This is a genomic window from Streptomyces sp. NBC_00344, assembly GCF_036088315.1.
GTDB lineage: Bacteria > Actinomycetota > Actinomycetes > Streptomycetales > Streptomycetaceae > Streptomyces.
In genome coordinates this window covers 20,167-46,606 of the sequence record NZ_CP107997.1, presented here as the reverse complement: position 1 = coordinate 46,606, position 26,440 = coordinate 20,167, and the positions used below count along the sequence as shown (strand labels likewise).

The 26,440-nt window shown below is 66.6% G+C and carries 29 protein-coding genes; 18 read left to right on the top strand and 11 right to left on the bottom strand.

Features of this window, described 5'->3' with window-relative positions; genetic code table 11:
• Positions 1–16: 16 nt before the first annotated feature.
• On the top strand, positions 17–766 hold the full coding sequence (locus tag OHS16_RS31925; RefSeq protein WP_328541112.1) for a DUF5819 family protein: 750 nt from the start codon (positions 17–19) through the stop codon (positions 764–766).
• A complete protein-coding gene (locus OHS16_RS31920; RefSeq protein WP_328541111.1) occupies positions 756–1,925 on the top strand; it encodes an HTTM domain-containing protein in 1,170 nt (389 codons plus the stop codon). The genes OHS16_RS31925 and OHS16_RS31920 overlap by 11 nt, the downstream gene beginning before the upstream one ends.
• Positions 1,926–2,070: 145 nt before the next feature.
• Here the strand turns inward: OHS16_RS31920 and OHS16_RS31915 are convergent, their stop codons facing one another.
• The 3 genes from OHS16_RS31915 to OHS16_RS31905 all read right to left on the bottom strand — a co-directional run bounded on the left by OHS16_RS31915 (position 2,071) and on the right by OHS16_RS31905 (position 3,767).
• On the bottom strand, positions 2,071–2,445 hold the full coding sequence (locus tag OHS16_RS31915) for a thiol-disulfide oxidoreductase DCC family protein (protein ID WP_328541110.1): 375 nt from the start codon (positions 2,443–2,445) through the stop codon (positions 2,071–2,073).
• Positions 2,446–2,898: 453 nt separating this feature from the next.
• Positions 2,899–3,342: a hypothetical protein gene (locus OHS16_RS31910; protein ID WP_328541109.1), complete on the bottom strand. Its 444-nt coding sequence runs from the start codon at positions 3,340–3,342 to the stop codon at positions 2,899–2,901.
• A 164-nt stretch (positions 3,343–3,506) separates the two neighbouring features.
• Entirely contained in the window at positions 3,507–3,767 is a 261-nt protein-coding gene (locus OHS16_RS31905; RefSeq protein WP_328541108.1) for a hypothetical protein, read from the bottom strand.
• A 721-nt stretch (positions 3,768–4,488) separates the two neighbouring features.
• On the opposite strand from OHS16_RS31905, the gene OHS16_RS31900 reads away from it, so the two are divergent.
• The 4 genes from OHS16_RS31900 (at position 4,489) to OHS16_RS31885 (ending at position 7,781) form a co-directional block, all read left to right on the top strand.
• On the top strand, positions 4,489–4,896 hold the full coding sequence (locus tag OHS16_RS31900) for a tyrosinase cofactor (protein ID WP_328541107.1): 408 nt from the start codon (positions 4,489–4,491) through the stop codon (positions 4,894–4,896).
• A gap of 17 nt (positions 4,897–4,913) precedes the next feature.
• Positions 4,914–5,774: a tyrosinase family protein gene (locus OHS16_RS31895; protein WP_328541106.1), complete on the top strand. Its 861-nt coding sequence runs from the start codon at positions 4,914–4,916 to the stop codon at positions 5,772–5,774.
• Between the two features lie 809 nt (positions 5,775–6,583).
• Positions 6,584–7,237 carry a hypothetical protein gene (locus OHS16_RS31890; protein ID WP_328541105.1) on the top strand — a complete coding sequence of 218 codons (654 nt, stop codon included), beginning with the start codon at positions 6,584–6,586 and terminating at the stop codon, positions 7,235–7,237.
• A 310-nt stretch (positions 7,238–7,547) separates the two neighbouring features.
• Entirely contained in the window at positions 7,548–7,781 is a 234-nt protein-coding gene (locus tag OHS16_RS31885) for a transposase family protein (RefSeq protein ID WP_328541104.1), read from the top strand.
• Positions 7,782–7,876: 95 nt separating this feature from the next.
• Here the strand turns inward: OHS16_RS31885 and OHS16_RS31880 are convergent, their stop codons facing one another.
• On the bottom strand, positions 7,877–9,433 hold the full coding sequence (locus OHS16_RS31880) for a zinc finger domain-containing protein (RefSeq protein ID WP_328541103.1): 1,557 nt from the start codon (positions 9,431–9,433) through the stop codon (positions 7,877–7,879).
• A gap of 767 nt (positions 9,434–10,200) precedes the next feature.
• Between OHS16_RS31880 and OHS16_RS31875 the strand changes: the two genes are divergently transcribed.
• Together OHS16_RS31875 and tcmP are read left to right on the top strand one after the other, a co-directional pair.
• The gene (locus OHS16_RS31875) at positions 10,201–10,869 is read left to right on the top strand and encodes a hypothetical protein (RefSeq protein WP_328541102.1); all 669 of its coding nucleotides are present in this window, start codon (positions 10,201–10,203) and stop codon (positions 10,867–10,869) included.
• Between the two features lie 361 nt (positions 10,870–11,230).
• Positions 11,231–12,373, top strand: a complete 1,143-nt coding sequence (tcmP, locus tag OHS16_RS31870; RefSeq protein WP_328541101.1) for a three-Cys-motif partner protein TcmP — start codon at positions 11,231–11,233, stop codon at positions 12,371–12,373.
• 53 nt (positions 12,374–12,426) lie between these two features.
• Here the strand turns inward: tcmP and OHS16_RS31865 are convergent, their stop codons facing one another.
• The 4 genes from OHS16_RS31865 to OHS16_RS31850 form a co-directional block, all read right to left on the bottom strand.
• A complete protein-coding gene (locus OHS16_RS31865; protein WP_328541100.1) occupies positions 12,427–13,173 on the bottom strand; it encodes a DUF5131 family protein in 747 nt (248 codons plus the stop codon).
• Between the two features lie 163 nt (positions 13,174–13,336).
• Entirely contained in the window at positions 13,337–13,894 is a 558-nt protein-coding gene (gene tpg, locus OHS16_RS31860; RefSeq protein WP_328541099.1) for a telomere-protecting terminal protein Tpg, read from the bottom strand.
• A gap of 111 nt (positions 13,895–14,005) precedes the next feature.
• Positions 14,006–15,664, bottom strand: a complete 1,659-nt coding sequence (locus tag OHS16_RS31855) for a hypothetical protein (RefSeq protein WP_328541098.1) — start codon at positions 15,662–15,664, stop codon at positions 14,006–14,008.
• A 391-nt stretch (positions 15,665–16,055) separates the two neighbouring features.
• Complete coding sequence (locus OHS16_RS31850; RefSeq protein WP_328541125.1) at positions 16,056–16,328, bottom strand: helix-turn-helix domain-containing protein; 273 nt, start codon at positions 16,326–16,328, stop codon at positions 16,056–16,058.
• Positions 16,329–16,503: 175 nt separating this feature from the next.
• Between OHS16_RS31850 and OHS16_RS31845 the strand changes: the two genes are divergently transcribed.
• Complete coding sequence (locus tag OHS16_RS31845) at positions 16,504–17,157, top strand: HAD family hydrolase (RefSeq protein ID WP_328541097.1); 654 nt, start codon at positions 16,504–16,506, stop codon at positions 17,155–17,157.
• A gap of 4 nt (positions 17,158–17,161) precedes the next feature.
• Positions 17,162–18,001: a DUF1932 domain-containing protein gene (locus tag OHS16_RS31840; protein ID WP_328541096.1), complete on the top strand. Its 840-nt coding sequence runs from the start codon at positions 17,162–17,164 to the stop codon at positions 17,999–18,001.
• A gap of 7 nt (positions 18,002–18,008) precedes the next feature.
• Here OHS16_RS31840 and OHS16_RS31835 read toward each other — a convergent pair whose 3' ends face one another.
• The 3 genes from OHS16_RS31835 to OHS16_RS31825 form a co-directional block, all read right to left on the bottom strand.
• A complete protein-coding gene (locus OHS16_RS31835) occupies positions 18,009–18,569 on the bottom strand; it encodes a phosphotransferase-like protein (protein WP_328541095.1) in 561 nt (186 codons plus the stop codon).
• Positions 18,566–19,603, bottom strand: a complete 1,038-nt coding sequence (locus OHS16_RS31830) for an AAA family ATPase (RefSeq protein ID WP_328541094.1) — start codon at positions 19,601–19,603, stop codon at positions 18,566–18,568. Before OHS16_RS31830 ends, OHS16_RS31835 begins: the two co-directional genes overlap by 4 nt.
• A gap of 182 nt (positions 19,604–19,785) precedes the next feature.
• A complete protein-coding gene (locus OHS16_RS31825; protein WP_328541093.1) occupies positions 19,786–20,541 on the bottom strand; it encodes a GntR family transcriptional regulator in 756 nt (251 codons plus the stop codon).
• A gap of 379 nt (positions 20,542–20,920) precedes the next feature.
• Here OHS16_RS31825 and OHS16_RS31820 point away from each other — a divergent pair, with 379 nt between their 5' ends.
• The 8 genes from OHS16_RS31820 to OHS16_RS31785 all read left to right on the top strand — a co-directional run bounded on the left by OHS16_RS31820 (position 20,921) and on the right by OHS16_RS31785 (position 26,360).
• A complete protein-coding gene (locus OHS16_RS31820; RefSeq protein WP_328541092.1) occupies positions 20,921–21,736 on the top strand; it encodes a hypothetical protein in 816 nt (271 codons plus the stop codon).
• Between the two features lie 178 nt (positions 21,737–21,914).
• Entirely contained in the window at positions 21,915–22,448 is a 534-nt protein-coding gene (locus tag OHS16_RS31815; protein WP_328541091.1) for a WhiB family transcriptional regulator, read from the top strand.
• Complete coding sequence (locus OHS16_RS31810) at positions 22,445–22,753, top strand: hypothetical protein (RefSeq protein WP_328541090.1); 309 nt, start codon at positions 22,445–22,447, stop codon at positions 22,751–22,753. The genes OHS16_RS31815 and OHS16_RS31810 overlap by 4 nt, the downstream gene beginning before the upstream one ends.
• Entirely contained in the window at positions 22,750–22,887 is a 138-nt protein-coding gene (locus OHS16_RS31805) for a hypothetical protein (RefSeq protein ID WP_328541089.1), read from the top strand. The genes OHS16_RS31810 and OHS16_RS31805 overlap by 4 nt, the downstream gene beginning before the upstream one ends.
• 226 nt (positions 22,888–23,113) lie before the next feature.
• Positions 23,114–23,281, top strand: a complete 168-nt coding sequence (locus OHS16_RS31800; protein WP_328541088.1) for a hypothetical protein — start codon at positions 23,114–23,116, stop codon at positions 23,279–23,281.
• A gap of 15 nt (positions 23,282–23,296) precedes the next feature.
• Positions 23,297–23,614 (top strand): hypothetical protein, encoded by a 318-nt coding sequence (locus OHS16_RS31795; RefSeq protein ID WP_328541087.1) that lies wholly within the window; start codon positions 23,297–23,299, stop codon positions 23,612–23,614.
• Positions 23,615–23,733: 119 nt separating this feature from the next.
• A complete protein-coding gene (locus OHS16_RS31790; RefSeq protein WP_328541086.1) occupies positions 23,734–24,102 on the top strand; it encodes a hypothetical protein in 369 nt (122 codons plus the stop codon).
• 56 nt (positions 24,103–24,158) lie between these two features.
• The gene (locus OHS16_RS31785) at positions 24,159–26,360 is read left to right on the top strand and encodes a hypothetical protein (protein WP_328541085.1); all 2,202 of its coding nucleotides are present in this window, start codon (positions 24,159–24,161) and stop codon (positions 26,358–26,360) included.
• Positions 26,361–26,440: the final 80 nt, after the last annotated feature.

The window sequence follows — 26,440 nt, the reverse complement described above, 5'->3', positions numbered from 1 at the left end:
CTGCCAGGAAATACGGATGCAAACAGCCGAGTCAGAAAGTCCGGGTGGGGTTGTGCCGGGTGAAATGGAAACAGCAGATCTCAAGGAACGACAGCAAGCCATTGAGCCGGTGCCGGAAGAGCGCGATAAATCCGATGTGTCTGCAAGGCCGGCCGGACTGCAGGGTTCTTTGAAGACGGTAGCGGCGGTTGTCACTGGCCTGTTTGTAACGACCTCATTGGTCCATGTTCTTCTAGTGTTTTTATACGTCGCCCCATCAAATGCGGTGTCTCAGCGATACAGCCGCCAGGTCAACGCATGGGTCTACCCGCTGTTCGAGCAAAACTGGCGGGTCTTCGCACCGGATCCGGAGGCCGTCAACCAGCAGATCTCCGCGAGAACCGCGCACACCTCCGCCGACGGCAAGATGCACGTCAGTCCATGGTTCAATCTGACCGCCGTAGACGACTCCGCCGTCGAACACGACCCCTTCCCGAGTCACACGTCCCAGAACATGCTGCGCCGGGCCTGGTCCTCCTACCTCGACTCACACGGAGGAGACGACCAACCACGTTCAGCGCGCGCCCTGATGATGCAGCAGTACCTGCGCAATATCGCCGTGCAGCGCAGCGAGGCTCACCGGCGCGGCGCGATCGAGTCCGTCCAGCTTCGGGTGCTCATGCTGCACATCGCCGCGCCCGGCTCAACGAACAACACCAGCCGGAGCGCGCCGCCCGGAGAAACACGCTATCTGCCCTGGTGGAAGGTGACCTCTCATGACAACTGACCAGGCGCCCTGCGTTGCAGGCGCACCTCAGCGGGCCGCCGACCGGCCGGCCGGTGCCATCGCACAATGGCTCTTCGACCGGATCACGGCGCTCCAGAGCCTCCTGATCGAACATCCGGTGTCCCTGTATGCGGCTGCGGCGCTGCGGATCGGCTATGGATTCCTCTACTTGTTCTTCCTGTTGCGGGAGTTCCCGAACCGCGACGAGATCTGGGGTCCCGGGTCGCCCTGGACGCCTGGGCTGGCCAGGCAACTCTTCGGCCAGACGGGCTGGTCCAGCATCCTGACCCTGTCCGACAGCCGGCTCTACTTCGAGTTCTGCTACGCGGCCGCCCTGATCATCTCCGCACTGCTCATGCTCGGCTGGCGGACCAGGGCGGTATCGGTTCTCTTCGCCCTCATCGTGGCGTCATTTCACGCCAGGGCCATCTTCATGACGGACGGAGGCGACAATCTCATCCTCCTCATGGCCCTCTACCTGACGCTCACAGCGTGCGGCCGGCGCTGGTCCTTGGACGCGCGCAGGTCCAGACTGAAATCCCCGCCCGCCGGCCTCCCGCAGACGGATAGTTTCGGCTGCCAACTGCGCTACGCACGTGCCACGTTGACCACCGTGATGCACAACTGCGGAATGTTCATCATCGCCGTCCAGGTCTGCTTCCTCTACGGATGCGCCGGCCTGTACAAGGTCCAGGGCAGCTCCTGGGGCAACGGAACCGCTCTCCACTACGTCCTGAACCTGCGGCTCTTTCAGCCATGGCCCGCACTGTCACACATGGTGGACGAACACTCGGTACTGATCTCCATCGCCGCCTATCTGACGGTGCTGCTCCAGGTCTCCTTCCCTTTCGTGCTCTTCGGCAGGCTCAAATACCCGGTCCTGACCATGCTGCTGGGCATGCACCTGAGCATCGCGCTCCTCATGGGACTGCCCCTCTTTTCGGGCGCCATGATCATCGCGGATGCCGTGTTCCTTCCGGATCGTTTCTACCGAGCACTGGCACCCCTGTGGCAGCGCGCCTACCGACGCACTGGTGTGGGCAAAATCCGGCTTCAGCGGGGACTTGAACTGCACGCTTTTCCGAAGGCCCGGACAGACAAACTGGACTGCACGCCCACCCGAGACGGGGCAGTTGCGGGTCGGAAACACACACCGTAGGTGCTGAGATCGGCTCCGTGCGCCCGCACTTTCGACTCCGCGCGGCACGACTGCCCACTCTGTAGCAGTATCGCCAGCCCTGTGCGGCGAGCCGGACGCTCCACCAGTCACGGCCCAGGTGCCGCGCAGGGCAACTGCGCGGCACCTAACCCGGAGGGAGCGCACAGGACGGCGTACCGCCCGGCATGCGATCGCGGTTGTTCGCGACGATCCGGTAGACGGCGCGGGCCATCCAACGCAGTGGCGGAAGCCTGAGCAGCGCTCCCAGCACCGCCCAGCCCCTGCCCGCACTCAGAAGCAGCTTGGCAACGGCTTGTGCGCCGCCGTACACCGCTCCTGCGGGCGTGACCCACAGCAATTCATACGTCGCCCGCTCTTCATGAACACCGAGGGGGCCCAGATCCGTGAACTGCCACGGGGTGATCTCGCAGCGGGGCCGCACGTACCGCTCGGCGAACTTCACAGACGTCGTACAAAAGGCGCAGTCGCCGTCAAAGACGAGAACAGATTGGGTCCGCATGACTCCATCATGCCTCCCTCCGTCACCCCGCCACCCATCACGCGCCGTGGATCACCGGCATACGAGGAGCGTGACCCTCCTGGCAACCAGACACGGGTAACGGATCACCGTTCAGCTGGACGAACGGCGTTCCTGAGGCGGCAACACCAGCGGCGCCAACTCACGGGCATACGCCTCGGTCCCGCCACCCGTCACAGCATGCGCAACCACCGTGACAGGTGGCAACCGGCATCACCGGCGATGGCCCGGACGCACTCTGACAACCGGAGGGAGAGCGACCAGTCAAACGCCCCAGCCCGAAGGAACAGGCCAATACAGAAATTGCCTCAGGCAATTGCTGGATGCATCATCAGCCTGCCACCACCCACCCCACGATCACCCCGACACGCCGGTACCCAGGACCGGCATACGAAACAGGACCCAAGCGACGAGCCTTCCTTGTGTGGTTGCCGTTCAAGTTTCCTCCGGGGCATGCAGGTCAGGGAGTTGCAGGCGCACCTGGTCCACAAGGTCCTCGCTGGGCTTCCACGGTCCGAGCGCGCCCGCCGGTATGGGGATCGGGAGGGCGAGCGCCTGGACATCGGTGAAGACCAGGTGGAACCGGCCGGGTTCGGCCCACGGAGTGCAGCGCCCGTCGTCCGGGTGGACGGTGGCGAGGCGGGCGACACCGATGACCGCGCCCCGCTCGAGGTGGCGACCGCGGATGGTGGTGGCGACCAGCGGCAGGTGCAGCGCGGCCCGTTCGACGACGGCGAGTCCGGCGTGCAGGAGGTAGAGGCCTCGCGGCCAGCCTGGTGAAGCACGGTTCTCGATCGTCTTGGCACCGGTGAGGAGGCAGGTCGCCCAGGGCTGGCGGACCGTGATGCCCCGGATCCAGTTGACGCGTGTCTGGTTCATGCGACCCTCGCCACCACGCGGGTGCCGATACAGCCAGCGCGGCGGCCGATGACGCTGGCCCCGTTCGCGTGCTCGAGGCCGGTAATGCGGTGGTCGCCGGTGTTCCAGTCCATGTCCAGTGCCCTTCGCGTGGTGGTGACGAATCGAGCAGGTCAGCGGTGGGTTCAGACGGTGGCGTTCGCGCTCTGGCCCTCTTCGCGGGCGGCCTCGTTCTCGGCGTGCCGGTTCTGCAGAATGACTTTGCCGAGGAACTGGTGGGTGACTTTCTCGGCTTCGACCTCCAGTTCGGCCTCGATCCGGTACAGGCGACACGTGTCACGCTTGGACAACACGTGGGCGCCCATCTCGTGCGGGTCAAGGAAATGCAGCACGGCGCCCCGCGCGGTGGCGGCGCGGCGGGCGATCGGTTGAAGGCGCAAGCTCACGTCCGCACCGGCCGGGGCGTGCGGCCGGATAACCGCCCTGCCAGTGCGCCACCAACGGCTCCGCTGCACAGGCGGAAGCGGCAGAGCTCCGAAACCGGGCTGCCCCGTCGCCGGCTCCTGGCACTGTCCACCCTGCTCTGATGACACCCGTTCTGGTCCACCGTGCCCGGCGGCGCGCCAGCCGCACGCGAAGAGCTGCACCGGCTCGCCTGCACCGGGCCCGCATGCCTGACCCGTGCGCAGAGGCCCCGCTCGGAACGCCGCACGCTCCATGATGTACGCGGGCCGGTCAGGGCGCCGGAGCGCGGCAAAGGCTTCCAGACGCGCGGAGTGCGGCAGTTGCCAGAACGCGGGTCGGCCACATTCGCCCTGGGGCTGAGGTGCGTGCGGCACTGCGGACTGAGCCGGGACACTCATGGGCCGAACACCTTGGTCCTGTACAGGTACTTCCGGCGGTCCTTGTGGCGTATCGAAAGGGGGTCGGTGGCACGTATTGGTCCCGGGCGTGAAGTTCCACCGGCGGGTGAGCGGATTGGCCCGTACAGCCGCAGGGCCGTGAAGTCCCCGGTGACCCGGACATCCAAGTGCGGCATATGCAGGCTTTTTGTGTGTAGAACTGTTTTTTATCGCGGTCTCGTTGTCACGGACGAGGCGCGCCCGCCCGTGCACCCCTGCATGGCGGACCGCACAGCTCAGCGGAGCCGAATCGGAGGGAGCCGGCATGGAAGCGTCCAGTCCGAACAAAGCCGGGGTGAGGTGGCTGTCGTATGTGCCGCGGCGAGCCGTTCTGCGGGGGGTGTTCGCACTGAGTGTCGTTGGGGGCACCGCCGGAGCTCTTACTCCGGTGATGGCGGCGGACGAGGACGCCGCGCAGACCCCGGCGCTGGGGCTGCGTCACCCTTTCGACGAGATGTACCGGGGTCGGCACATTCACGGCGGCGCCACCGTGGACGGCACGGAAATCCTGGTCGACGGCAGGCCGTTGCACGTGATGCGGCGGGCCGACGGCAGCTACCTCAGCATGGTGAACCACTACGAGTCGTACCCGACGCCGCTCGATGTCGCCCGCGCCGCGGTCGACGAACTGGGTTCGGCTGAACTGTCGTTGACGTCCATGCAGACTCTCTGAGGGGCAGGTCGCGCAGCGTGTACACCCGCAAGAACCAGAGGGATCTCAGCACCGCGGAGAAGAGACGCTTCGTCGGTGCCGTACTCGAACTCAAGCGCTCGGGCCAGTACGACGATTTCGTCCGCCTGCACGACCGTTACTACGTCACTGACGGCTCCGAGGGGCCGCGGGTCGCCCATATGGCGCCGACCTTCTTCCCCTGGCACCGCCGCTTCCTGCTGGAGTTCGAGCGCGCTCTGCAAGCCGTGGCCCCCGGGGTCAGCGTGCCGTACTGGGACTGGACAGTGGACAGCACACCGGCCGCTTCGCTCTGGTCCGACGACTTCATGGGCGGTAACGGCCGTCCCGGCGATCGGCAGGTCATGACGGGCCCCTTCGCATACAACCGGGGGAACTGGGACATCCGGGTGGGAGTAACGAACCGCAGATTCCTCACCCGCAACTTCGGCCGCCCCGCCGACCCGGTCGCACTGCCCACCGCGGCCGACGTGGCCAGTGCGCTGGAGCAGCCCGTCTACGATGCGCCTCCCTGGGACTCCACGGTGGCCTTGGGTTTCCGCAACGCCTTCGAAGGCTGGTCGGTCGCCGGCGGCCCGAAATGGCGCAACCACAACCTGGTACACCGCTGGGTCGGCGGTCTGATGAACTCCGGGACCTCACCCAACGACCCGGTCTTCTGGCTGCACCACTCGTTCGTCGACCTTCTCTGGGACCGCTGGCAACAGGCACACCCGCACGCGGGTTTTCTGCCCGTGATGAAACTGTCGTCCCAGGACCCGCAGAGCGACCGGGTGTACAGCCTCAACGAGCCCATGCCGCCGTGGGACGTCACGCCCTCCGCACTGATGAGCCATCAGGGGATCTACGCGTACGCGTAGCACCACACATCTGTGCAGGTCACAGCCCAGCCCAACCGACTACCGTGGCCACATACCGACGGGGAGAAGGTCAAGGACTGTGCGGCCAACTCCGTGGTGACTGTCGTGATCGCGAGCGTGACCGTCCCACCCACATCAACGGCCCCGACACAGCCGCCGCCCTCTACAGCAGTGATCGCAGGAGGCAACAGGGCCTGGCAGGGCTGTCACACCCATCAATAGGCAGTCTCCGGCGGTGCCATCGCCCAGCCGCTCAACATGAGCCCCTACATCCGTTCCCGCCTGGCCCGAGGACATCGAGAAGCCCTCCCACGCATTCGCTGAGCGGATCGCCGAGAAGCCTGACCGTGCCACTGTCACCAGCGTTTCCAGTCGAAACGGCGGCCACAGCTTCGGGGGGCGATGTAACGCCGCCTTCAGCTACTGAGCTGCTGGCCGTCGACCGGTGACGCCCCTACTCGGCGACGTCGGGCCGCGCGAAGCGCGAAACGGATGGGTCCGCTCTGGTCGGTCAGCGCTTGCGCATCATCCATCGCGGAGCGATTCGAGCCCGCCCTCAGGCTGGAGGCGCGCGACCCTTCCCGCGCTCTTCCTTGGTGAACCGGCGACGGGATTCCTGCCGAAGATGCGCCGCCCCGTGGCACGGAGGAAACTGGAAGGTAGGGGACGTGGGGATTGTTGTCGTTCAACCGGCGCTACTCCCCCTCTTTTACCGCACGAGAGTGCGTCCTCCCCGACGTCTGTGCCCGCGATTACGGGTACAGACAGCGGCGGGGGCATCGAGCGCCTGCTCTACAAGGGTCATTGTTATGGATAGCAACAGCAAGGCAACTCTTGCCGCCGGCTTCGCGGCCGGCTATCTGGCCGGCCGGACCAAGAAGGGAAGGCTGCTCCTGGGACTTCTGTCCCTGGCGGCCGCCCGTGGCTTGGATCCCACAACAGTGACCAGCCAGGGAATCAGCAAGCTCACAGAGAATCCGCTGTTCGAACAGCTCAGCGAACAAATCCGCGGCCAGCTGCTCGATGCAGGACGTGCCGCTATGTCAGCAGCGGTCAACCGGGGTCTCTCATCCCTCGGCGGCGCCCTCCAGTCTCGGACAGGATCCGTCCTGGACAGCGAAGTTGGCGAGGAACCGGAAGACGAAGAATCGGACGAGGAAGCTACGGACGAGGTTGAAGACGACACCGAGGACGATCAGGACGACGGCGACTACGAGGACGAAGACCAAGACGAGGACGAAGAGCCGGAAGAGGACGAGGAACCGGAGCCGCCCCGTCACTCCAGGCGCCGACCAGCGAAGAAGCCGGAGAAGCCCACCGACCGGAAGCCGGGGCCGAAGAACCCTCCCGCCAAGAAAGCCATGGCCAGGAAAGCAGCGGACAGGAAAACAGCAGCGAGGAAATCCCCCACCAAGGGGGCAGCGACCCGCCACGCATCCACTCGCAGGGGCAGGCATACGTGACGACGTCCCCGCACTCGGGTAGCTCCCACAGGTCGCATCCCGGCGAAGTTGACCTTGATCGGCGCCAGGCCCGACCGCCTGCCCGCCTCCGGCCGGGCGGGCATCACCTCTGCCACGCCCCGACAAGCCTGAGTAACCCCCCTCAGGAGCTCCCGCCATTCACGAAAGCACGTTCCGCTTGAAGCAGGGCCCCGGGGAGAATCCCGTCGCTCCCGGTTTTGACCGGTTGATCATCGATGCCCGGACATGAGACGAGCATGGCTCTTGTGGATCATGGAGTTCTCTACGCTCCCAGATCAGCAAGGCTGCCATGCTCGTCGCTCCATCCTCCCTCATGTCCGTGTCCCTGGGCACGTCGCCCTGCTCGTCCACCGGTGTGGTCGGGAAAGTGTCGGCGGACGGGCTGCTCCAGGCGCTGGCCAAGGTGCCCGACCCGCGTGATCCGCGGGGCGTTCGATATCGACTGGCCACGCTGCTTGCGATCGGGGTGTGCGCGATGACGGCGGCCGGGCAGGCTTCCCCAACGCCGGGACGCCTTGCCTAACGGTCGGCCACCAACGGCGACCGATCCTGTGACAGACCCAAGCCGATGGCCGATGCCCCTGCCATGACCCGACCACGACTGCCGCATGATGACATTCAGTGAGATGGGAATCGGCGGCTGAACTGCCTCACACGGGGCTGGTGCGGGCGGCCGTCGGGTGTTCTACAGCGCGTGCCGGGTGCTGCCTCGCAGGTAGGACAGGCGACATCCACGACCTGCCACGAAGGCGATTGCTGCTGCGAGGGCGGGCGCTGGGTGCTCTGCTCGGCTCGGGGCTTGCGTTCGTTCTTGGACCACGAGCGGCGCTCCACCTGTTCGTGCAGCGGCGGCTTCCGCTTCGGTGACGCGCGCTTAGCTGGCGCCGCGGTCCGGCGACTGGCATTCGCCGGCGGCCTTCCGATGCCGGCACGGGTCTTCCAGATGCGAATCTGTTCCTGCTGGCGGGAGTCGATACGGCCACTGGCCTGTACCGCCGCGTACGTGAGGTCCTTCACCAGCTTGCGCATCGTATTCCGCGGCTGACTGATTCCGCGCCGCTCCAGAGCCGCCAGCAGTGCCTCCACACGCTCGGCCGCCCGCCTCGCCGCGCTGTCCTCCTGCTTGGCCCGTTTGGCCGCTGCCGCAGTCTGCCGTTGCCGCGCGAATGCCGCAATACATTCGGCGGCCGCGTCCGCAATGACGTTCTCGTCTTCGGTGCGGTCGTGACTCGAGGTCGCGTTGACACGCACCAGGAGCTGACGGACCTGATCCATGGTCCTCGATGCGACGGCCTCGCTTAAATCGGAGAACAGCTTCCGCCGCACATCGGCCTGCGCAACCAGCCAGCGCTCCGCGTCCGAGACGGCGTTCGTCAGCTGCGCCTGCATCTCCTCCTCCATGCCGGTCACAGCGGCTATGTCACGGCACACCCGGGTCACGACGACAACGGACCCCACCTTGCGGGCGTCGGCCAGCTTGCGCAGCAGCACCTGCGCTCGCGCCTGTGCATCCGGGACCCTTTTGGTCCTGCCCACGGCCCACGCTGAGACAGGGCGGGTACGGCGGGAACGGACGATCTGCTCCACTGCCGGCGTCGACAGGCCTCGTTCCGTCATCGCGCACTCGTCCAGGGCGAACCACTCGATGGGCCTCGCGAATGCCTCGGTGCCGATACGGACCCGGCGGGCAGTGCCTTCGCTGTCCAGACGGATGCGGTGGACGTACCAGCGGTGGATCAGCGTGTCCCGATCCACCGGCACCGACATCCCGAGCACGGGTTCACGGCCATCCTCATCCCACACCGGCGCCACCGCCTGGTCCAGGTGCACACGCAGCCCGCCGTGCTTGAACCGGATGTCGACCACCGAGCCGATCGCTGCGCCGCCGGGCTGGGCGAAGTCGAAGTCAGCCTGGTCATCGTGGTCTCGGAGCCAGGCGGCGGCCGCGGACTTCACATACAGGTGGTCGGCGCTAGCTACACCCCGGGCATGGCGGCCGCAAAGGTGGGGCAGCCCGTCCGCGCCTGGGTAGTGAGCAAAGTGGCAGACCCGGTCGGTGTAGAGCTTCGTTGTCAGCTGAACGCCGCAGCCGCCGAGCAGCAGCCCGCACCAGAACGTGTCGTGCTCGTGCCGGCGACGGAAGACGTCCAGCTCGATCGCCTCCAGCGGCAGCATCAGCGGCTCCTCCGAGTCGTCACTTCCCAGGACCGCCGTCTGAATCTGCCGCCTGTCACCCCGCACGAACCGCCACCTTTCTTCCCAACTCATCGTGCCACTCGGGTGTTGGTCCCACAGTCCATCGCCGTGATCGTGCCGTAGCAGCGGGGCAGGATGCACGACAACAGCCGCGGTCTTGGCCTTCTGGGCGGCACGCTCGGCACGGGCCCGCCGCTGGACAGCGGCCTCGATGGCAGGCCTGGCGACGGCGCTGGACGCGGGCTGCATCGATGGCCGAGGCATTGTCCGGCACCGTCTCCGGCTCGGGAAGTGCTCGGACGCTGAACTCGGCGTCGCCCGCGGCTGTCGCTCGGCTGCTTTGGCGCTCGCCAGCAGGCGGCGCCAGAACCCGAGAAACTACCACGTGGGCCTCATGAGTACTCCGTCTCGACATAGTCGATATCGGTGAATTCAACAAGCAGCTCATTTGCCCGGCGCCTCCGTCTTTGAAATAGATCTCTTGCAGTCCTTCGGCGACAATGTCGCTTGATCCGGTAATCAGCCGGGTACGTCCGTCGTTGCGGGCGCTGCCGTGAACCCGAAACGGGCCCGGGTCTCGATCGTGATGCAGGTAGCGGTCGCTGCCGGCCGACCCGCTTGCGGACCAACGGCTGCCACCTTGCGGACTTCAGCAGCGAGACGCTTCCGGGGGAGATCGGTTGACAGGGCGTCTCGTCTTACCGAGCTTGCTCTCCAGCGGCTTCATCGGGTTCTACAGTGTGCGGGTGACCAGCTACCTGATCTACACCGACGACTCTGGTGACGAGATATCAAGCCTGTACACCGCGTTACTGGTGCCGATGGAACGCTGGTCCAAGGTGCTGCGTCAGTGGCTGTTGTTCCGCAAATGGCTCTATAGGAAGCACGGTGTGCCGGCGGACTTCGAACTGCACACCTACGAGTGGCTCAAGGGCCAGGGCGAGCCCGTGCCGGATCAGCCGGACAACCTGGTCAACAGTAGCCAGGGCTTACGCCGCGAGATCGCAGAGAAAGCACTGAAGCAGATCGGTGTGCTGAAGGATCACCACGTGCGGATCCTGACCTGCGAGACGCCCGGGGCGGTGAAAGCAGACGCCTACGTGGCACTGATCAAAGCCCTGAACGCGGAGCTGGAGAAGGAGGATGCGTGGGGCGCAGTGATCGTCGACGGGGGCAAGGACAATGTGCAGGACCCTCATGTGCGGGCTGCTCATCGTGGCCTGAAGCTGGACTCAAGGCGCGTGATCGAAGATGGCTGGTTGCAGCCGGCCCAGGCGAGTCAACTCGTGCAGATGGCAGACCTGGCCGTGCACTGTGCCTATCAGGCAGCCCGCAAGAAGCGGAGCAGGCAGTTCATGTGGGACTGGTACGCCCAGTATCTGCATGACATGGAACTCTCCTGCAGATGTCCATAAAAAACAGGCCCCGGCGTGAGCCGCGGGCCTGCTGTCGATCAGCCTAACCGCAGGCTCTGCGTACGCAGGAGCGGTCTGGCCCGGCAAGACTATCAACGACTTACTTAAATGTCTACGGGGGAGCGTCAGGAATTTTTGTGTTTGCCCAGCTCAGAGGTGCGGCGAGGCATCCGACAGGTAGCCAAGCCACGGGTCCTGCCACGGTGGATGCCCCGGTAGCTCTCCGTGGGGGAACCGCCCGAAAGTCTCCCTCTGCCTGAGTGTGCCTTTGAGCAGGCCGCTTCAGGTGGTCTTGCCCGAACTTTGCCGCTTGCTTCACTATCTGTGATGGAGCCGACACTGATGTGGCAGGGGTGGGGACATGTCATCTGGCACGGGCGGGGCCTACTGGCAGGGCAAGGCGTTACCGAGCGTCTTCAAGCATGAACTCCTCAAGCGGTATCTCCCGCCTTTCGGCGGGATGACGGGAACGCAGTCGCAGGACAAACGCGTCGTGTACCTGGACGGATATGCAGGTGAGGGCCGCTACGCGAGCGGTGAGCCCGGCTCTGCAGAGATAGCCCTGCGAGTGGCCTCCCATCACCGCAAGCTCGGACTCAATCTCTCGTGCTTCTTCGTCGAACAACAGGCGAAGTCGTTCGCACGGCTGGAGGAGGTCGTCAGCGGTTACCGCAACCGCGGCGTGCAGGCCGAGGCGCACCAGGGCGGTGTCGACGACGTGCTCGATGACGTGGTGCGGCAGGCTGCCGGGGTGCCGTTGTTCCTGTTCCTGGATCCGTGCGGGCTGTGTCTGCCGATGGATCGCCTGGTGAATGTGCTGGCGCAGCACCGGCGGGAGCGGCGGCCGGCGACCGAGCTGCTGATGAACTTCAGCATGATGGCGGTGCAGCGGCTGGGCGGGCACGTCCGCTCCCCCAAGGGCAACGAGCGGTCACTGGAACGCTTCGACGAAGTTTGCGGCGGCCCCTGGTGGCGTGAGTACTTCGCTGCCGGCCGGCCGGGGCAGGATGCGGCGCAGGCGGTGGCGGCCGAGTACAAGCGGCGTCTGGCGCTGCGGACCGGCATGTTCGTGCAGTCGGTGGCAGTGGCCCATTCGCCGACTGTGAAACCGGTGTATCACCTGGTGTTCGCGACCCGCAGCCAGTATGGGTTGTGGGTGTTCGGCGACACGGTGGCCCGTGCCCGTGACGAATGGTGGAAGACCCTCGAACTACGCGAGGATCCGGCGCTCTTCTCCATGGCGCCAGATCCCAAGGAAGTCGAGGCCAAGGCTGTCCCCAAGATCGCAGACAACCTAGAGGAGCTGCTGCGCCGCACGGGCCGGCCGGTGAAGCTGGTCGACCACACCCTGGAGATCTTTGGCAAGTACTACGGGCAGGTCACTGAGCCCGCCGTACGCAAAGCGGTCCGGCTGCTGCACGAACGGGGAAGGACACCCAGCGACGGCGTGGGTCAGCGGAAAATACGCGAGATCGTCGTGCGGCCCGGCCGTCTTGCCGCCTGACACGCGAAGGCCCTGGCGGATGCACCCGCCAGGGCCAGTGCTCTTTGCGTGGGTCAGGCTGCGATCGGCAGGGGCATCTCGTCCCAGGTGCGGCCCGCCAGGATGCGGCCGCCGGCCTTCGGCGTGCGCCCGCCCCATTGCTTGAAGAAGAACGCCACGCCGGCGTCCTGGCAGGTGTCGCGGATCCCGGTCACCCAAGCCTCGTCCAAGGGGCGGTGGCCCGCTCCGGATTCGCCGCCGGCAATGACCCAGCCGATACCGTCCAAGTCCAGGTCGGGCAGGGGCCCGAGCAGCGGCTCACAGGACAGGAACCGCACAACTGCAGGCACGTGGCGCAGGTCGTCCACGCGCGGCAGCTCGGTCTCCGTCTCGAGGGACACGCCCATCCACAGGTTCGCCGGCCAGTCCAGCTTCGGTGCGATCTGCCGCAGACGCCGGGCCCGCTTGGTCAGCACTTGGTAGGTGTGCTGCGGCGTATCGGCCATGACCTTGAACACCTCACGGACGAAGTCCAGCGGCACCCGCGCATGGAAGAGATCGGACATCGAATTGACGAACACCACCCGCGGGCTTTTCCAGCCGTAGGGGACGCTCAGCGCGTCCGGGTGCAAAGTGACGTCAAAACCGGGGCCGGACGTGCGGGGGTGACCGTCGTTCTGGTACTTCGCCGCACCCATCGCCTTGAGCCGCTTCGCAAGCGTCAGGGCGTAACAGTTGTCGCAGCCGGACGAGACACGGTCGCAGCCGGTGGTCGGGTTCCAGGTCGCCTCGGTCCATTCGATGGCGCTGCGGTCGCTCACCGTTCTCCTCCTGCTGCTGCCGTACACACGATCACGCCACGACGGGCGGGCGTGTGCTGCCTAACGATGCCCCGGCCAGGGGCGTACTGGGCCCCACAGTCCGGTATACGCAGGCTTCGGACCACTTCTCGTAACCCCATAATTCGAACCTCCGTTCCAAAAGCTAGTAGCCAAGCTCGATGTAGTCGATATCGGTGAGCTCCACCACGAGCCCCTCGGCCCGGCGGCCGCGGTCCTTGAAGTACTGCTCCTGAAGCCCTTCAGCAGCAATGTTCTGCAACCGCTGCTCGGTGGCGCCCTGCTCTTGTGCGGCGAACAGCCGGGCCGCGTAGGCGGGTGGGAGGTGCTGGGTAATCAGCCGGAGGCGTCCGTCGTCCGTCGTTCCGGGCGCTGCGGTGAACCCGAAGCGGGCCCGGGTCTCGATCGTGATGCCGCCCTCGGTCGCTGCCTGCTTGCGGGCGCGTTGGCGGATCAACGGCTGCCAGTCCTTGCGGACTTCGCCGGCGAGGCGTTCCGCGAGGTCGGGGCGGGGCTTTTTGATCTGGCCGGTGAGGTAGCGCTCCACGGTGCGCTGGGAGATGCCCAGGCGCTGGGCGACCGTGCGGGTGGAGCCTTTCTCGTGCTTCACGAGGAAGCGGATCTGGGCGCCGGCGGTTTTCGGGATCGGGCGGGTGAACACGTTGGTTGCGGCTTTGTCGAGGCTGTCGCCGATGATGCCCATTCAGGGTCCTTTCGCTGCTGCACAATCGTCTGTGTGCCGCCGTGAGCGCCGATCTCGCCCCCGTCGGCGCGGTAAACCGCACTGGCGGGGCGATCGGTGCCTGACGGCCGCTCAGAACGGCGCCACGGATGCTGCGGGCAGAGTTGCAGCGGCTGCTGCTGTGGTGGCTTCGGCTACTTCCTCGCGCCAGTTGGATTCTGACCGGCGGCGGGGTTCTGTCCGGGCAGCCTCGCAGCGCCAGCACAGGCCACCGACCGTCTGGACCGGCCGGCCGCACAGCTGCTCGTCGTGGCCGGGGCATTCCTCGTCGTGCTGGTCCGCGTTCACGCACGGGATGCAGTGGGCTCCGGGAGCGGTCACGGCACGGCCGCACCCGGCGGCACAGACCGGATCGTCTCCGTGCAGGCACCGGGAGCAGAAGGTCTCGCCAGGCAGAGCGAGGCGATCGCACAGTCCGCCGTCTCCGACGCAGCAACGCATCGCTGTCTCGCCCCGGACCACAGCGTCCAGACTGGCCTGGAGCTCCGCCACGGGCGGCGGCGTCGGCGTCGGCCTGTTGGTGCCACCGCGCTCCGGGCGGCTCGCGGACTGCGCGGGGATGGGACGGGCGCGGCTCGCGGGCCCGGCGGTCAGCAGGTCCTGCAGTCGGCGACCGACGATCGCGCCGACCGAGTGCGTCAGCTTCTCCGGCAAGGGCTTCGAGACCAGGACGTGCCGGATCTCCTGAGCTGTGAACCCGCCGGCAAGCATGCCGGTGACCGTGCGGCCCTGGTCAAGCAGCGTGCTGCCTGTCAGAGTCCATTCCGGCACCTCTGCCGCGATGGCCCGCAGGACCTCCATACCGGGTGTCATCGTCACAGCCACCTCACCGACCACAAGCGCCGAGCGCTTTTCTGTTGCTGCTTTGTTGATCGGCGCGGCGCTAGCTGACGCCGTTTCTCTACCACCGGCCGGGCCGAGCTCCTGCTTCTCCTGGTCCTCGATGACGCCGCGTCCGTCCGTCCCTCCGTCCCCGGTTTCGCTCGCGCGGTCCCCTACCGAAACGGATGGACGGACGGGAGTCGGACGTGAGCGGGAGGACTGAGTGGAAGGACTGAACGGGAGAACGCGATCTTGCAGGTCAGAGCCCGGATCTGGGCTAGAAATCTGGCCCGACGGGCTAGAAATCTGGCCCGACGGGCTAGAAATCTGGCCCGCTTCCATGTGCGGGCCAGAAATCTGGCCCGCACTTTCAACTGCACGAGCCGCTTTTTTGGCTGCCTTCCGGGCAGCCTCTCGCGCCGCCTCTTTGCGGATAGCCGTCGTTGCCGCATCGGCGGCCGCAGGCCGCACGGAGTCCAGAGCGGCGAACGCGTTGCGAGGCCCTGCATAGCCGGGGAACGGACGGTCATTGATCCGTAGGCGCAGTGGTCCTGCCGAGGCGTTGGCGCGGGAGGACGTTTTGACCTGCTTGCCGTCCGGAGTCGTGACCAGCCCCACCTTTGTCAGGTCATCCAGCAGCGAGCGGATCCGGGCGAGGCTTGACGGCTTCACTGTTTCTCCTGGAGCCGCAGGCTTGGCGGGCAGCAAATAGCAGAGCTGGAGCAGCGTCAGTTTCCGCACCGGGCCGTGCTTCTCGATCACGAGTGCACGCATGATCCAGTACAGGCGGATAGCGGAGTCTCGCAGCTGGGGGCACAGAGGAACCCAGTCCAGCAGGTTGGAGCTGTAGAACCCAGTGGTATCAGGGGCCAGCATCTCGACGGACTGGCTGTCGTCATTCGCGACCATCACTTCACCCCCGCACCAGGGCGGGAGCAGCAGCCTCGAACAGCGCTCGCATCCGGAGTGACGCAGATTGCAGCTGGAGGCAGACGCCGATGGAATTGACTGTGCATGCGGTGCATCTCCCCTTGTAGGGGAGTCGGGAGCAGCGAATGTGACCAGACAATTAGGGTGAAAATGCGCCCTGTACTGGCTATCTGGTGGCGGATGCCTATTCTGGGGGTAGGTGACCGCGCGGATCGTAAGATCCACGGGCATCACCCGGCAGAGAGGTCACCTCACTGCTCACGACTCGAGAGTGTCGAAGCTCGGGCGAGTCGATCGCTAGGAAGCGGTCCCCGTTGTGGCGACGGGGGCCGCTTCGCGTTTACGGACCTAGGGCAGTCATGACGTCTTTCTAACTTGCTTCGGCTTGCGTGGATTCGTGCTCGACAGCGGCAGGATGCTTCGCTGCCAGTCCCTCCAGGAGGCGCGTGTAGGCCGCTCGGTGCCGCGGGTGGGGGGTGGCAAGGCCTGTCTCCCAGCGCTGGAAGGAGAGACGAGAAACGCCGAGCGCTGCAGCTACCTCCGCTTGAGTCAGCCCGTCGGCGCGGCGCAGGCGTGCGCGTACGGGAGGAGGGAAGGCAGGACGCGCCAACAGGGCGTCAACTGCATCAAACAACTCTGACATCATGAGCCCCCTTACTGATCCGTAGACGCGAAACTATACATAGCGCTGTGCCTGTACGGGCCGCAACGAGCAAGCGAATTGACGGCGTGTCGCCAAAGTCGACAGCAAGGTGGTGGGTGGCCTGCCATCGTCCGGCGCACCGAAGGCTGCTGACCAGCAATGTAGTGTCTTTGACGTGCAGCGCCCTCTTGCCCTCTTTGACTTGGACGGGACTCTGGTCGACCGGAATGCAGCATTCATCAGTGCGGTGACCAGTGTCTGTCAGGGTTTCGCCCTGGGCCCCGAGATCGAGAACTGGATACTGGCGGAACTTGCCGACCGTGTCAGCGTCGCCGACTTTGTCCGGATGCAGGAAGCCTTCGCGCTGACCATTCCTTGGGAGCGTCTGTGGCTGTCGTACGTCGAAGGCATGGTGGCCGCCACCTCCTGTCGGCCCACCGTCGTTGAGGGCCTGACCCAACTGCGTGCCGACAACTGGACGATCGGCGTTGTCACCAACGGCGCCAGCGATATCCAACGCGCCAAGCTCACCGCGGCCGGCCTTACGGGTCTCGTGGACGGAGTCGCAGTGTCCGGCGATATCGACGTTAGGAAGCCCTCTCCCAGACTCTTCGAGCTCGCGGCCAGACGCTGCGGCTCCGCCCTTCATAGCCGGGCATGGATGGTCGGAGACAACCCCGCCGGGGACATCGGCGGCGGCCACCGAGCCGGGCTGCGCACCATCTGGGTGCGCAGCCGCCTTTGGTCTTCCGACGTTCCAAGCCCCGATCGCACCGTTAACGATGTCGTCGACGCGATCGGCATTCTGCTCAACACCAAACCGGAGTAGCAGCGTGAACCAGCAGACCATCGGCATCCTGCACCCAGGCAGCATGGGCGCTGCCGTCGCGGGGTGCGCGGCGACCAACGCGTCAACCGTTCTCTGGTGCACCGCAGGGCGTAGCCCCGAGAGCGTTGCCCGTGCGGAGCAGCATGGTCTGGAACCGGTTCCTACCCTGCAGGAGCTACTGGACCGGGCGGACACGGTAATTAGCCTGTGTCCGCCTGCGGCCGCCGAAGGCCTCGCTCGCGACGTCGCCGCATGCAATTTCTCCGGGGTGTATGTCGAAGCGAACGCCATCACCGCCGAACGGACACAGCGCATCGCGGCACTGCTTTTGCGGGCCGAAGCGGTAGTCGACGGCGGCGTGGTCGGCTCTCCACCGGTAAACGGTAAAACGCCAACGCTGTACCTCTCTGGCCCAGCTGCCGCGACCGCGGGCCTCGAAGCGCTCTTCAGCGGCACGGCCGTACGAACGAATTGCCTGGGGAGCGCCATCGGACAGGCTTCCGCACTCAAGCTCGCGTACGCGAGCTTCCAGAAGACTTCGCGGGTGCTAGTGGCACTGTCGATTGGGCTGGCTAAGGAACATGGAGTCGAACAGGAGCTCGTCGACATCGCCTCGCGCCGCAGCGACTCGTACCTTGCTGAGCCTGAGTACATCGCGAAGACTGCGGCGCGCGCCTGGCGGTGGGGCCCGGAGTTGGAGGAAGCCGCCGACATGCTTGCGGCTGCTGGCCTTCCGCCCGAGCTGCTACGCGCGGCCGCGACAACGCTGGCGCGGTGGGACGACGCCAAGAACAACAGAAAGCTCACGCTCACCGACGCCCTTAGCAAGCTCACCCAGCCGTAACCCGTTGTCACGTTGCCGCTCCCGCCCTCTGAGCCAGCAGCTGGTGGATGAGCAGCGCCGACTGATCCGGCGTCGTCGTCACTGTCTCCACCGTGAGGTCCCAGAGCACCTCCGGGTGCGCATCCAAGTCCTCGCGCGTCTCCTCCCATGCCGCCAGGCGTGCGGCTGAGTTGGTGTCTCCTCGCGCCTCGGAGCGCTTTCCGGTCACGACCTTTGAGCACCACAGCACCACCAGAGCCCAGGCTGCCGGACAACCATCGACCAGGGCATGAATGCCGTCAATCTGACCGAGGTGCACCACCGGCACTCCCGCATTGAACGCGTTCTTCAGGCCCGGGGTGTCGATCACGTACGTGTTGCCATACCGGCTATTGGCATAGATGACGCTGCCCACGGATTCCAGCTCTCGCAGCTGCTCTGGCGTGCCCATCCGGTAACCGGCGCTCTTGCCTGAGCCAACCTTGAGCCGTGAGAACTGCCGATACCTTGCATCAAGTCGTGCCAGCGCAGCGGTGACGGTGTCTTTGCCTGACGCTGGCGGCCCGTAGAGGATGACGCCCGGCTTCATGCGTACACCGCCCCGATCGCATGCCGGGCCTGATCAGCCAGAGAAACTGCGGCCCCGAGACGGTTGTCGACAACCACGTGCGGCACGGCCGGACGTAGATCCAAATTGATGGTCGAGAGGTACTCCTCCCAGCGCTGCAGCTTCCACGAGTCACGGGCCGCGGAACGGAAGGTGATGTACTCGTGCATCGACTCCAAGTCACACTGAACCCAGATCGGGAATACGTCCACGCCCTGGGCCCCGCATTTGTTGATCAGGCGCTGCATCCACTCCGTGTTCGTCATTTCCGCAATGAACGGGGCGGTCAGAACGGTGCTAATTCCGCAGCGGGTATTGGCGAAAGCGGCCTGCATCAAGCACTCGTACTCCACCGGACGCACCTGCTTGCGGTAGAGCTCCGTGTGCCGGTCGTTTTGGTCACCGCCCAGGGCGACCAAAAGCCTCTCGACCAGTGGACGGGTCTGAGGATCCTTGTCCAGCAGGGGCCAGCCCGTTAGCTGGGTGAGGAAGCGTGCGAACTCAGTCTTGCCTGAGCCGGCGAACCCGCCGACCAGGACCAGTACGGGCCGGTGAGGATCGCCGCCTGTGTGCCGACGCTTCCAGGCGTCGAGGATCCGCTGCTGCAGACCCATGTGATCTGCGGCGTCAATGCCGGGAGCAATCCGGTGAACCGCTCGCTCCACAGCCAGGACATGGCCACCGTTGCGCTGGTCATCCAGGGGTGTCAGTTTGAACTGGGTGTCCTCGCCCGGCAACGCGTTACGAAAGCCGAGATCCGGATCAGTCCCCCGGTAAAGGAGACAATACGCCCGCCGATAGTGCGGCCCCGGGTAGACCTCCCCCTGCTCGTGTTGCCACAACGTCTGGGGGTTCGCTGCCGGGATTCCTCGCAGCTTCGCCTGTTCGGCAACCTGACGGAGCCGCTCGCCAGCCCTCTCCAGGGTCAGCCCGTGAGCCTCACGCATCTCGCGCAGTTTCTCAGGCCGCCACCCCACGTGGTGCTTCCCCACCCTCTGAGCCTCCGTCATCGCCATGACCGGGAGCCTAAGACCAGACTCCGGAATCCCGTGTGTACGCGGATGTTGAAAAGACGCGCACGGGCGTGCGCACAGGCTTCGACAATCCGCTGTGATGTTCCGCAGAAGCACCAACCAGTGTGATTGGCCCCACAAGACGAACTAGAACAAGCGGGGTCACTGTGCGGGACATCGAGCTGCTAGGCATCGAATTCGTAATCGAGCACGTAGCTCGAGCTGTCGAGCGTCATCTCGTTGATCTCAACGGCCCGTGCGTCGCTGTCGAAGGCTGTTCGGCAGAGCTTCATCACGGGACGCTCAGCCGACATCCCGAGCACAGCAGCCTCAGCGGCCGTCGGCAGCCGGCTGCGGATCTCCTCGCGGAAACGCGTAACTGTGTGACCGAGGTCCGAGAGGCGCGCGTAAATCCCGCCTGGCCCGGTATCCGCCTGAGTGATTGCCGAGCCTTCTACCAGCTCGTACGGCAGATACGAGATGGCCGACATGACCGGACGGCCGTCCACTACGTAGCGCCGCGAGCGGACACACGCAGTCTCAGATTCCCCGAGCCCCAGCACCCGAATGATGTGCTGCGGGGGCACGAGTTGATCGACGCGAACCTGGTCAACATCGAGTGGCCGATCGTCATCTGCGGACCAGATCGACCTTCCCGCACCCCATTGATCACGTGCCAGCCGCGTAATGCCGTGACGCCGGATAGGGCGAAATGCCTGGACGAACACGCCAGCGCCACGTCGGGACTCGGCCAGCCCCTCGTTCTTGAGCGTTCGGAGCGCTTGACGGGCAGTCAGGGCTGCGACCCCGTACATCGAAGCCAGCGCATTCTCCCCCGGCAGTCGTTCTCCGGGTCCGTACTCGCCCGCCTCGATCGCCGCTCTCAGGGCTTCCGCGATCCGCTGGTATTTGGGCAGCTCAGCGCCCGTTTTGTCCGCCATGCGTCTCCCTACCTCGCTAGCGATCTTACGGCGGCTGACTATCGCAATCTCGCAGGGGTGCATGGCCAAGGCGAGAGTCGCACTCGCAAGATACCTCGTTAACGAGGTTCTTGACATCTATGCCGTACAAGGCTTTCACTTAAGTCCTCGACCTCGTTAGCGAGGTCGAGGAGATGCACCGCACGACCGTAGGAGCCGTCCACCCTCACCGGTGGCCGGGGTGATGGCTGGACCAAATCCCCCGGGTTTCTCGACCTACCTGCAAGCACGTCGCAGCGCAGATGCGCTGTCCGTCCGTCAGGGCGCCGGGCCTCCCGTGCGGCCTGGGGGGGCGGAGAGAGCACCGTGACGCAGCCCCGACCATTGCAAGGAGCGCCGCATGTCCCTACCGACGTTGGAGCCCACCGCTCGTCTTCGGAAGAGCCGGACTCGTACCAAGAAGGTCAGCGCCCGTGAGGCGCTCGCCGTGTCCACTCTCAAGCCTCACCAGTACGACCTGCGGCCTGCCTGCGCGTCGCTGATCTGCCCTGACTGCAAGACCTGGTGCCCCATCACCGGCATCCGGGCCAAGGTCCAGAAGCTGGTTCCGCACCACGCTGGTACTGCCAACGAGGACAAGGCGATCCGCTGCTTAGGCAGCAACCGCCGCGTCATGGTTGACGTGACGTACGAGGCGTGGCGGCGGCGCCTGGAGACCGGGTTCGCGGAGACCGACGGTCGCCGTTCCGCCCGGCAGTACTACAAACCGCTCCCCGTGGCGGCCAAGCCCATCGCCAAAATGACCCGGGCGCCGGTGAGCGGGGACACGGCCCTCAGCGCATACCGCGAGCACCTGAAGAGGTGCCGGATCAGCACCATGGCCGATCGCTGCGGTGGTACTCACCGCTGCGCCGACGGGGCTCGGCTCGCCGCACTGTACGAGCAGCTGCTGCGCACCCAGCCCCGCCGCGACCGTGAGCAGCGGGGCGACGCCCGCCTCGATGCGCTGCTCACCCGCTATCAGGTGGCCACGGCCACGAAGCGCACCGAAGCCGAGTGGGCGAAGCACCGTGAGGACACGGTCGACGCGAAGAAGTCGACGGCCAAGCGCAGCGGCACCACCGTCGAAGAGGCCAACAACACGTGCAAGAGCCGCCCGGACGACACGGTCTCAGAGTTCCGCGCCCCCAGCCTTCCGCTGCTCCGCGTGAGCTGAATAACGCCGACGAACGACCACGGCCGCCGCTACCCGGACGAACGGGTGGCGGCGGCCGTGGCTGCTCGTAGCAGCCCGGGGCCAACCGGCCCTGAATACGACGAACCCCCAGGGCTGCTTCCCCGGGGGTTCGTCTTCGCAGCTCACCCTCCACAAAGGGGAACTACGCATGCACAGGATGACATCCACTCAGGCCCGGCATACACGCCGGGCTGTACTCCAGGCCGCGGTCGATGCCGGCGCACGCTGCGCCGGTACCGACCCCGACAAGTTCTTCCGCGCCGATGGTGAGACCTACATCGAGTGGCAGGCCCGACGCGCTGAGGCGATCCGCTTCTGCAGCGGCTGCCCGATGCGAGCTGCGTGCGAGGAGCTCGCCCTGCGGGATGGCGACGGTGACGCTCAGGCGGATGAGATGGTCCGCGCGGGTCTCACGGGCCAGGAACTCGCCGCCGTCCGTGCCGCTCAGGCTGAGCGTCTGACGGCCGTGGTCGACGCCGACCGCGACACCGAGGGGCGTCAGCTGGACGCCCTGGTGACGGAGTTCTACGCGGAGGCGTGCAAGAACCCGGACTCCTCGCGCAATGGCGGGGCTCGCAACTCTGTGCTGAGGCAGTCTGCGCAGACCGAGCGCATGCGTTCTCTGGCCGTCCAGGCGAGGACGATCCGCATCGCCCGCCGTGCACGGTCCGGTTGGGGCGTGGCGGCATGACCCACGCCCACGCACCGCGCTCCGAGTCGTCGACGGCCGTGTTCCACCAGCTGGTCCGTCAGCTCACTGACGACGGCGACAACCGCGCCCGGTCCGCCGGCCGCCAGGCGCGGCGCACCCTGGCTGAGATGGCTCCCGGCTTCGAGCGCCAGCCGGTACTGCTCCTCACCAGTCCGCTCATTTTCCGGGCACCAAACGACGCGTGCCCGCTGTGCGGCTTCTGGACGTGCCGGTGCGGGGGCTCAGCTGCCCCGCAGGCGGCCTCCGCTGTCCAGCGCAACAGCGTGATGGGGGTGGCCCGATGACGTGCACCTCCTGCGGCGGCACTGGCCAGCAGATGGTCACCGTCAACCACGTCGGCGCGGACGGCACCACCTACCAGGGTGTCGAGTACCAGACCTGCAGCCCCTGCGGCGGCACTGGACAGCGGCAGGGCTGAGCACTGCACCTGCACATACGCGCGGCCCGTACCGCACAGACCCACGCGGTACGGGCCATCACCGCACGCGGCCTGGCCCACCCGCTCACCCTCGTCCTGCTCGCGGCCGCCGCCACGACGGCCGCGAGGGCGTGGGACGCCGGCTACCGCGTGAACGACACCCACCCCACACCGCTCTCCACCCGAGAGGCACCACCGCGCATGCCCAACCACCAGGTCGGCCCCCGTGGCTGATGACCTGCACACCCGCTACATGCAGGCCAGCGACGCCTGGCATACCCACCACAAGGGCTGCGAGCCCTGTCAGACCGAACAACGCTGCCCGACCGGCCGTCAGTTCGAGCGGTTCGCCCGCCTGCAGGACGCCTACCTGAATCGCCGTCGCTCCACCTGACCCGATCGGAGACCGATGCTCACCCTCGAACAGTTCCGCGACGACCACGGTGACCCGGCCGACTGGACGCCCGCCGACATCGACAGCTACCTCGTCATCGGCGAGATCGCCCCGCCGGCCCCGCTCCCCTACACGTTTGCGGAGATGCAAACCATCGCCGACGATCACCAGCAGTCCGCCGATCATCAGCAAGCGGTCGCCGACCGACTGGCCGCCGGCGGTCACGACACAGCCGCGGGTATCTGGCGGCGCGGCGCCCGGGACGCCCGCGAGGTCGCTGCCGCCGCACCGTTGGGCTGGCCCGCTTTCGAAGCCGTTCTCAACGGCTGGTGACAGCACGATCTGCAGGCTGCCTGAGCCGCGAAGCCCCACCCGCCAGTCCACGGCGGGTGGGGCTTCGCGGTGATGGGGAGCCGGACAGCCCGGATCACCTGAACCGCCGAGGAGTCACCGTGTGCGACAGCGCCCAGAGAAACATCCCCGCGATCACGTTCCAGCGGGGCCAGTTCGTCCTGTACCGCGACCCGGAGATGTTCTGGACCGGGAATTCCGGCCACACCGTCGTCTGCCGCGTCGACCGGGTCTGCGTGGGCGGTGCCTACGACCTGGCGCCGCTGCCGTCGGGCAGCCCGATCTACTTCGCGAACCCGGACTACATGCGGCTGTTGCCGTCCGCCGACGCGATGCGTGACATCGACACCGCCCCGCTGAACGCCGACGGCGCGGCCGACGACATGACCGCGGCCGCCATCGCCTGGCTGACCCAGCAGCACGCGACCGCCAACCAGCGGCCAGAGCTGCCCGCCCAGCGTGACAACTGACTGACTCACCCGTGAATCGCCGCCCCCGGGCGGCACTCGACCTGGAAGGAGGCGGCGTGTCCGCCACCCGAACCCGTAACAAGAGGCCCACCGCCCGCAAGAAGCCGGCGGCAATTCGTCCGGCTCCGCAGCCCAGCGTCTCCCCAACCCCGGACGCTCCCCCGGCCCCGGCCGGGACGACGAAGACGGAGGTGGACTTCGAGGCGCTGGCCCGCGTCGCGGACGCCCGGGACCGTGGCGCCGACGTCATCGACACCGCGCGCGAGCAGGCCGCCGCCCTCCAGGCGGAAGCCGAGACCGCCGCCGCGCGCACCGTCGCCGACACGCACGAGCAGGTCACCGTGCTGATGTCCGAGGCGCAGACCCGCGCCGCGGGCATCACCGCCGACGCCGACCAGGAGGCCACCGCCCAGCGCGAGGCCGCCAAGGTCGACCTGGAGGCGGCGCGCGGTGAGGCCGACCGGCTCCTGACCCAGGCCCGGAGCCGTGCCAACATCCTGGTGAGGGAGGCCCGCGCGCAGGTCACCGACCTCACCGAGCTGGCCGCCACCGACCGCGATGCGACCGGTAAGGCGGTTGCCGAGCTGTGCCGCCTGGCCGAAGCCGACCTCGCCGAGATCAGCACCCTGGTCGATCAGCGCCGCATCGACGCCGGCCGGATCCTCGCCCGCGCTCAGGAGCAGGCCGACGACCTGGTGGCCGCGGCGCAGCGGGAGGTCGAGCGGGCCCGGGAGCGGTTCGCTCAGCTCGCGGCGACGGCGGCTGAGCAGTACGACGGGCGCCGTGCGGAGGCGGAGGCGCTGTACGCGGATGCGGTGAGCGCTGCCGACGACCGGCGCCGGGAGGCCGATGACCGTGTCGCCGCCGCGCACACCGAGGCGGAGGAGGTCCGCACCGAGCTGCGGACGAAGCTGCGCGAGCTCACCGACCAGTTCGATACGGAGGCCGCCACCAAGCGCAAGGTCCTCGCCGACGAACTCGCCGGGCTCAAGCAGGCGTGTGACAAGCAGCGTGAGCGGCTGCGGGAGGAAGCCAAGACCGTCACCGCGCAGCTGCGGGAGGGCGCCCAGAAGGAAGCGAGCCGCATCACCACGGAGGCGGAGCGCAAGGCGAAGGCCGTCACTGAGCGGGCACAGGCCGATGAGGCCCGCGCCCGCCGGCTGCTCGATGAGGCTCGGGAGGCGAAGAAGGCCAACTCCCGCTGGAACGGCTGGCAGCACAACATCAGCCGCAAGGCGTGGAAAACCGCACCGTGGGTCGCGCTGGCCGCCGGCGTTGGGCTTGCCGCTTCCGGCGAGTACGAGCTGGCCCGCATGGTCGGCATCAATCAGTACGTCGCCCCGCTGCTCCCGGTGTCGATCGACGTCTACTGCGTCACCGCGTTCCGCGCCAAGAAGGACATTCCCTATGCGCTGCTGCTGATGGCTTCGGCGAACGTGACGTACCACTTGTCCGAGCAGGCCCACATCGTCCAGGACGGTCAGTCGGCGCCGTGGCAGCTGACGACGTTCGTCGTGCTGATCTTCGTGGCCGTCATCTGGCGCGTCCACACGCTCATGCACGACTCCAGTACGGACGGGCACAGCGCTACGGCTGCTGCGGACGGCCGTACCGGTACGGACAACACAAGCGGAATGCCCGCTCGTACAGGTACGCACCGGCGTACCGACGGTACGGACGGCACGTCGTCCAGCCGTACAGGGGCCGCCAGCCACGACCTGTACACCGCTCACGGCTCGGTACGACCGGACGGCACGGGCGCCGAAAGGGACGGTACGGACCCTGTACGCCCCGCCTCCCACCCTTCGCACGATGGCGGCACCGAAGCGGCAGTGATCAGGCCGTACAGCGACCGTACAGACGGCGTACACACCATCCCCGGCGGGGCGGCGCGTACAGGTACAGCGGCTGCGAGGCGTACCGGTACGACCAGCGCGGCCGTACAGGGACGTACCGGTTCGGTCAGTGTCCGTACACAGTCCGGCGGCGACGGCGTACCGGGTGCCCGTACAGGTACAGCTGCCGCGACGTCTCCTGCAACCGGAACCGGGTCACCGGGTGCGGACCGTACCGGCACAGGTGTACGGACGGACGCCGAACTCCTGCCCCTCGTACAGAAACTGCCGCGCGACGACAACGGCTTCGTCACCCTCTACCAGGCCCGCACCAAGCTCAGCGTCAACCACGCCCGCGCGGTACGCCTGCTCTCCGAGGCCGGCCTGCTCCGCCCCGAGGACGCGGACAAGTACCTCACCTGATCCAACGTCCGGCACCACCAGTGAAGGCCAGCCCACCGGTAATGGGCTGGCCTTCGCTGCGACTGCCGGAAGCAGTCCCA

Bases quoted from the DNA above. Each gene is read 5' to 3' on its own strand.
- OHS16_RS31925 (WP_328541112.1), top strand. From the start codon at position 17: ATGCAAACAGCCGAGTCAGAAAGTCCGGGTGGGGTTGTGCCGGGTGAA.
- OHS16_RS31920 (WP_328541111.1), top strand. From the start codon at position 756: ATGACAACTGACCAGGCGCCCTGCGTTGCAGGCGCACCTCAGCGGGCC.
- OHS16_RS31915 (WP_328541110.1), bottom strand. From the start codon at position 2,445: ATGCGGACCCAATCTGTTCTCGTCTTTGACGGCGACTGCGCCTTTTGT.
- OHS16_RS31910 (WP_328541109.1), bottom strand. From the start codon at position 3,342: ATGAACCAGACACGCGTCAACTGGATCCGGGGCATCACGGTCCGCCAG.
- OHS16_RS31900 (WP_328541107.1), top strand. From the start codon at position 4,489: ATGGAAGCGTCCAGTCCGAACAAAGCCGGGGTGAGGTGGCTGTCGTAT.
- OHS16_RS31890 (WP_328541105.1), top strand. From the start codon at position 6,584: ATGGATAGCAACAGCAAGGCAACTCTTGCCGCCGGCTTCGCGGCCGGC.
- OHS16_RS31885 (WP_328541104.1), top strand. From the start codon at position 7,548: ATGCTCGTCGCTCCATCCTCCCTCATGTCCGTGTCCCTGGGCACGTCG.
- OHS16_RS31880 (WP_328541103.1), bottom strand. From the start codon at position 9,433: ATGCTGCCGCTGGAGGCGATCGAGCTGGACGTCTTCCGTCGCCGGCAC.
- tcmP (WP_328541101.1), top strand. From the start codon at position 11,231: ATGTCATCTGGCACGGGCGGGGCCTACTGGCAGGGCAAGGCGTTACCG.
- tpg (WP_328541099.1), bottom strand. From the start codon at position 13,894: ATGGGCATCATCGGCGACAGCCTCGACAAAGCCGCAACCAACGTGTTC.
- OHS16_RS31855 (WP_328541098.1), bottom strand. From the start codon at position 15,664: ATGGTCGCGAATGACGACAGCCAGTCCGTCGAGATGCTGGCCCCTGAT.
- OHS16_RS31850 (WP_328541125.1), bottom strand. From the start codon at position 16,328: ATGTCAGAGTTGTTTGATGCAGTTGACGCCCTGTTGGCGCGTCCTGCC.
- OHS16_RS31835 (WP_328541095.1), bottom strand. From the start codon at position 18,569: ATGAAGCCGGGCGTCATCCTCTACGGGCCGCCAGCGTCAGGCAAAGAC.
- OHS16_RS31830 (WP_328541094.1), bottom strand. From the start codon at position 19,603: ATGGCGATGACGGAGGCTCAGAGGGTGGGGAAGCACCACGTGGGGTGG.
- OHS16_RS31825 (WP_328541093.1), bottom strand. From the start codon at position 20,541: ATGGCGGACAAAACGGGCGCTGAGCTGCCCAAATACCAGCGGATCGCG.
- OHS16_RS31820 (WP_328541092.1), top strand. From the start codon at position 20,921: ATGTCCCTACCGACGTTGGAGCCCACCGCTCGTCTTCGGAAGAGCCGG.
- OHS16_RS31815 (WP_328541091.1), top strand. From the start codon at position 21,915: ATGACATCCACTCAGGCCCGGCATACACGCCGGGCTGTACTCCAGGCC.
- OHS16_RS31810 (WP_328541090.1), top strand. From the start codon at position 22,445: ATGACCCACGCCCACGCACCGCGCTCCGAGTCGTCGACGGCCGTGTTC.
- OHS16_RS31805 (WP_328541089.1), top strand. From the start codon at position 22,750: ATGACGTGCACCTCCTGCGGCGGCACTGGCCAGCAGATGGTCACCGTC.
- OHS16_RS31795 (WP_328541087.1), top strand. From the start codon at position 23,297: ATGCTCACCCTCGAACAGTTCCGCGACGACCACGGTGACCCGGCCGAC.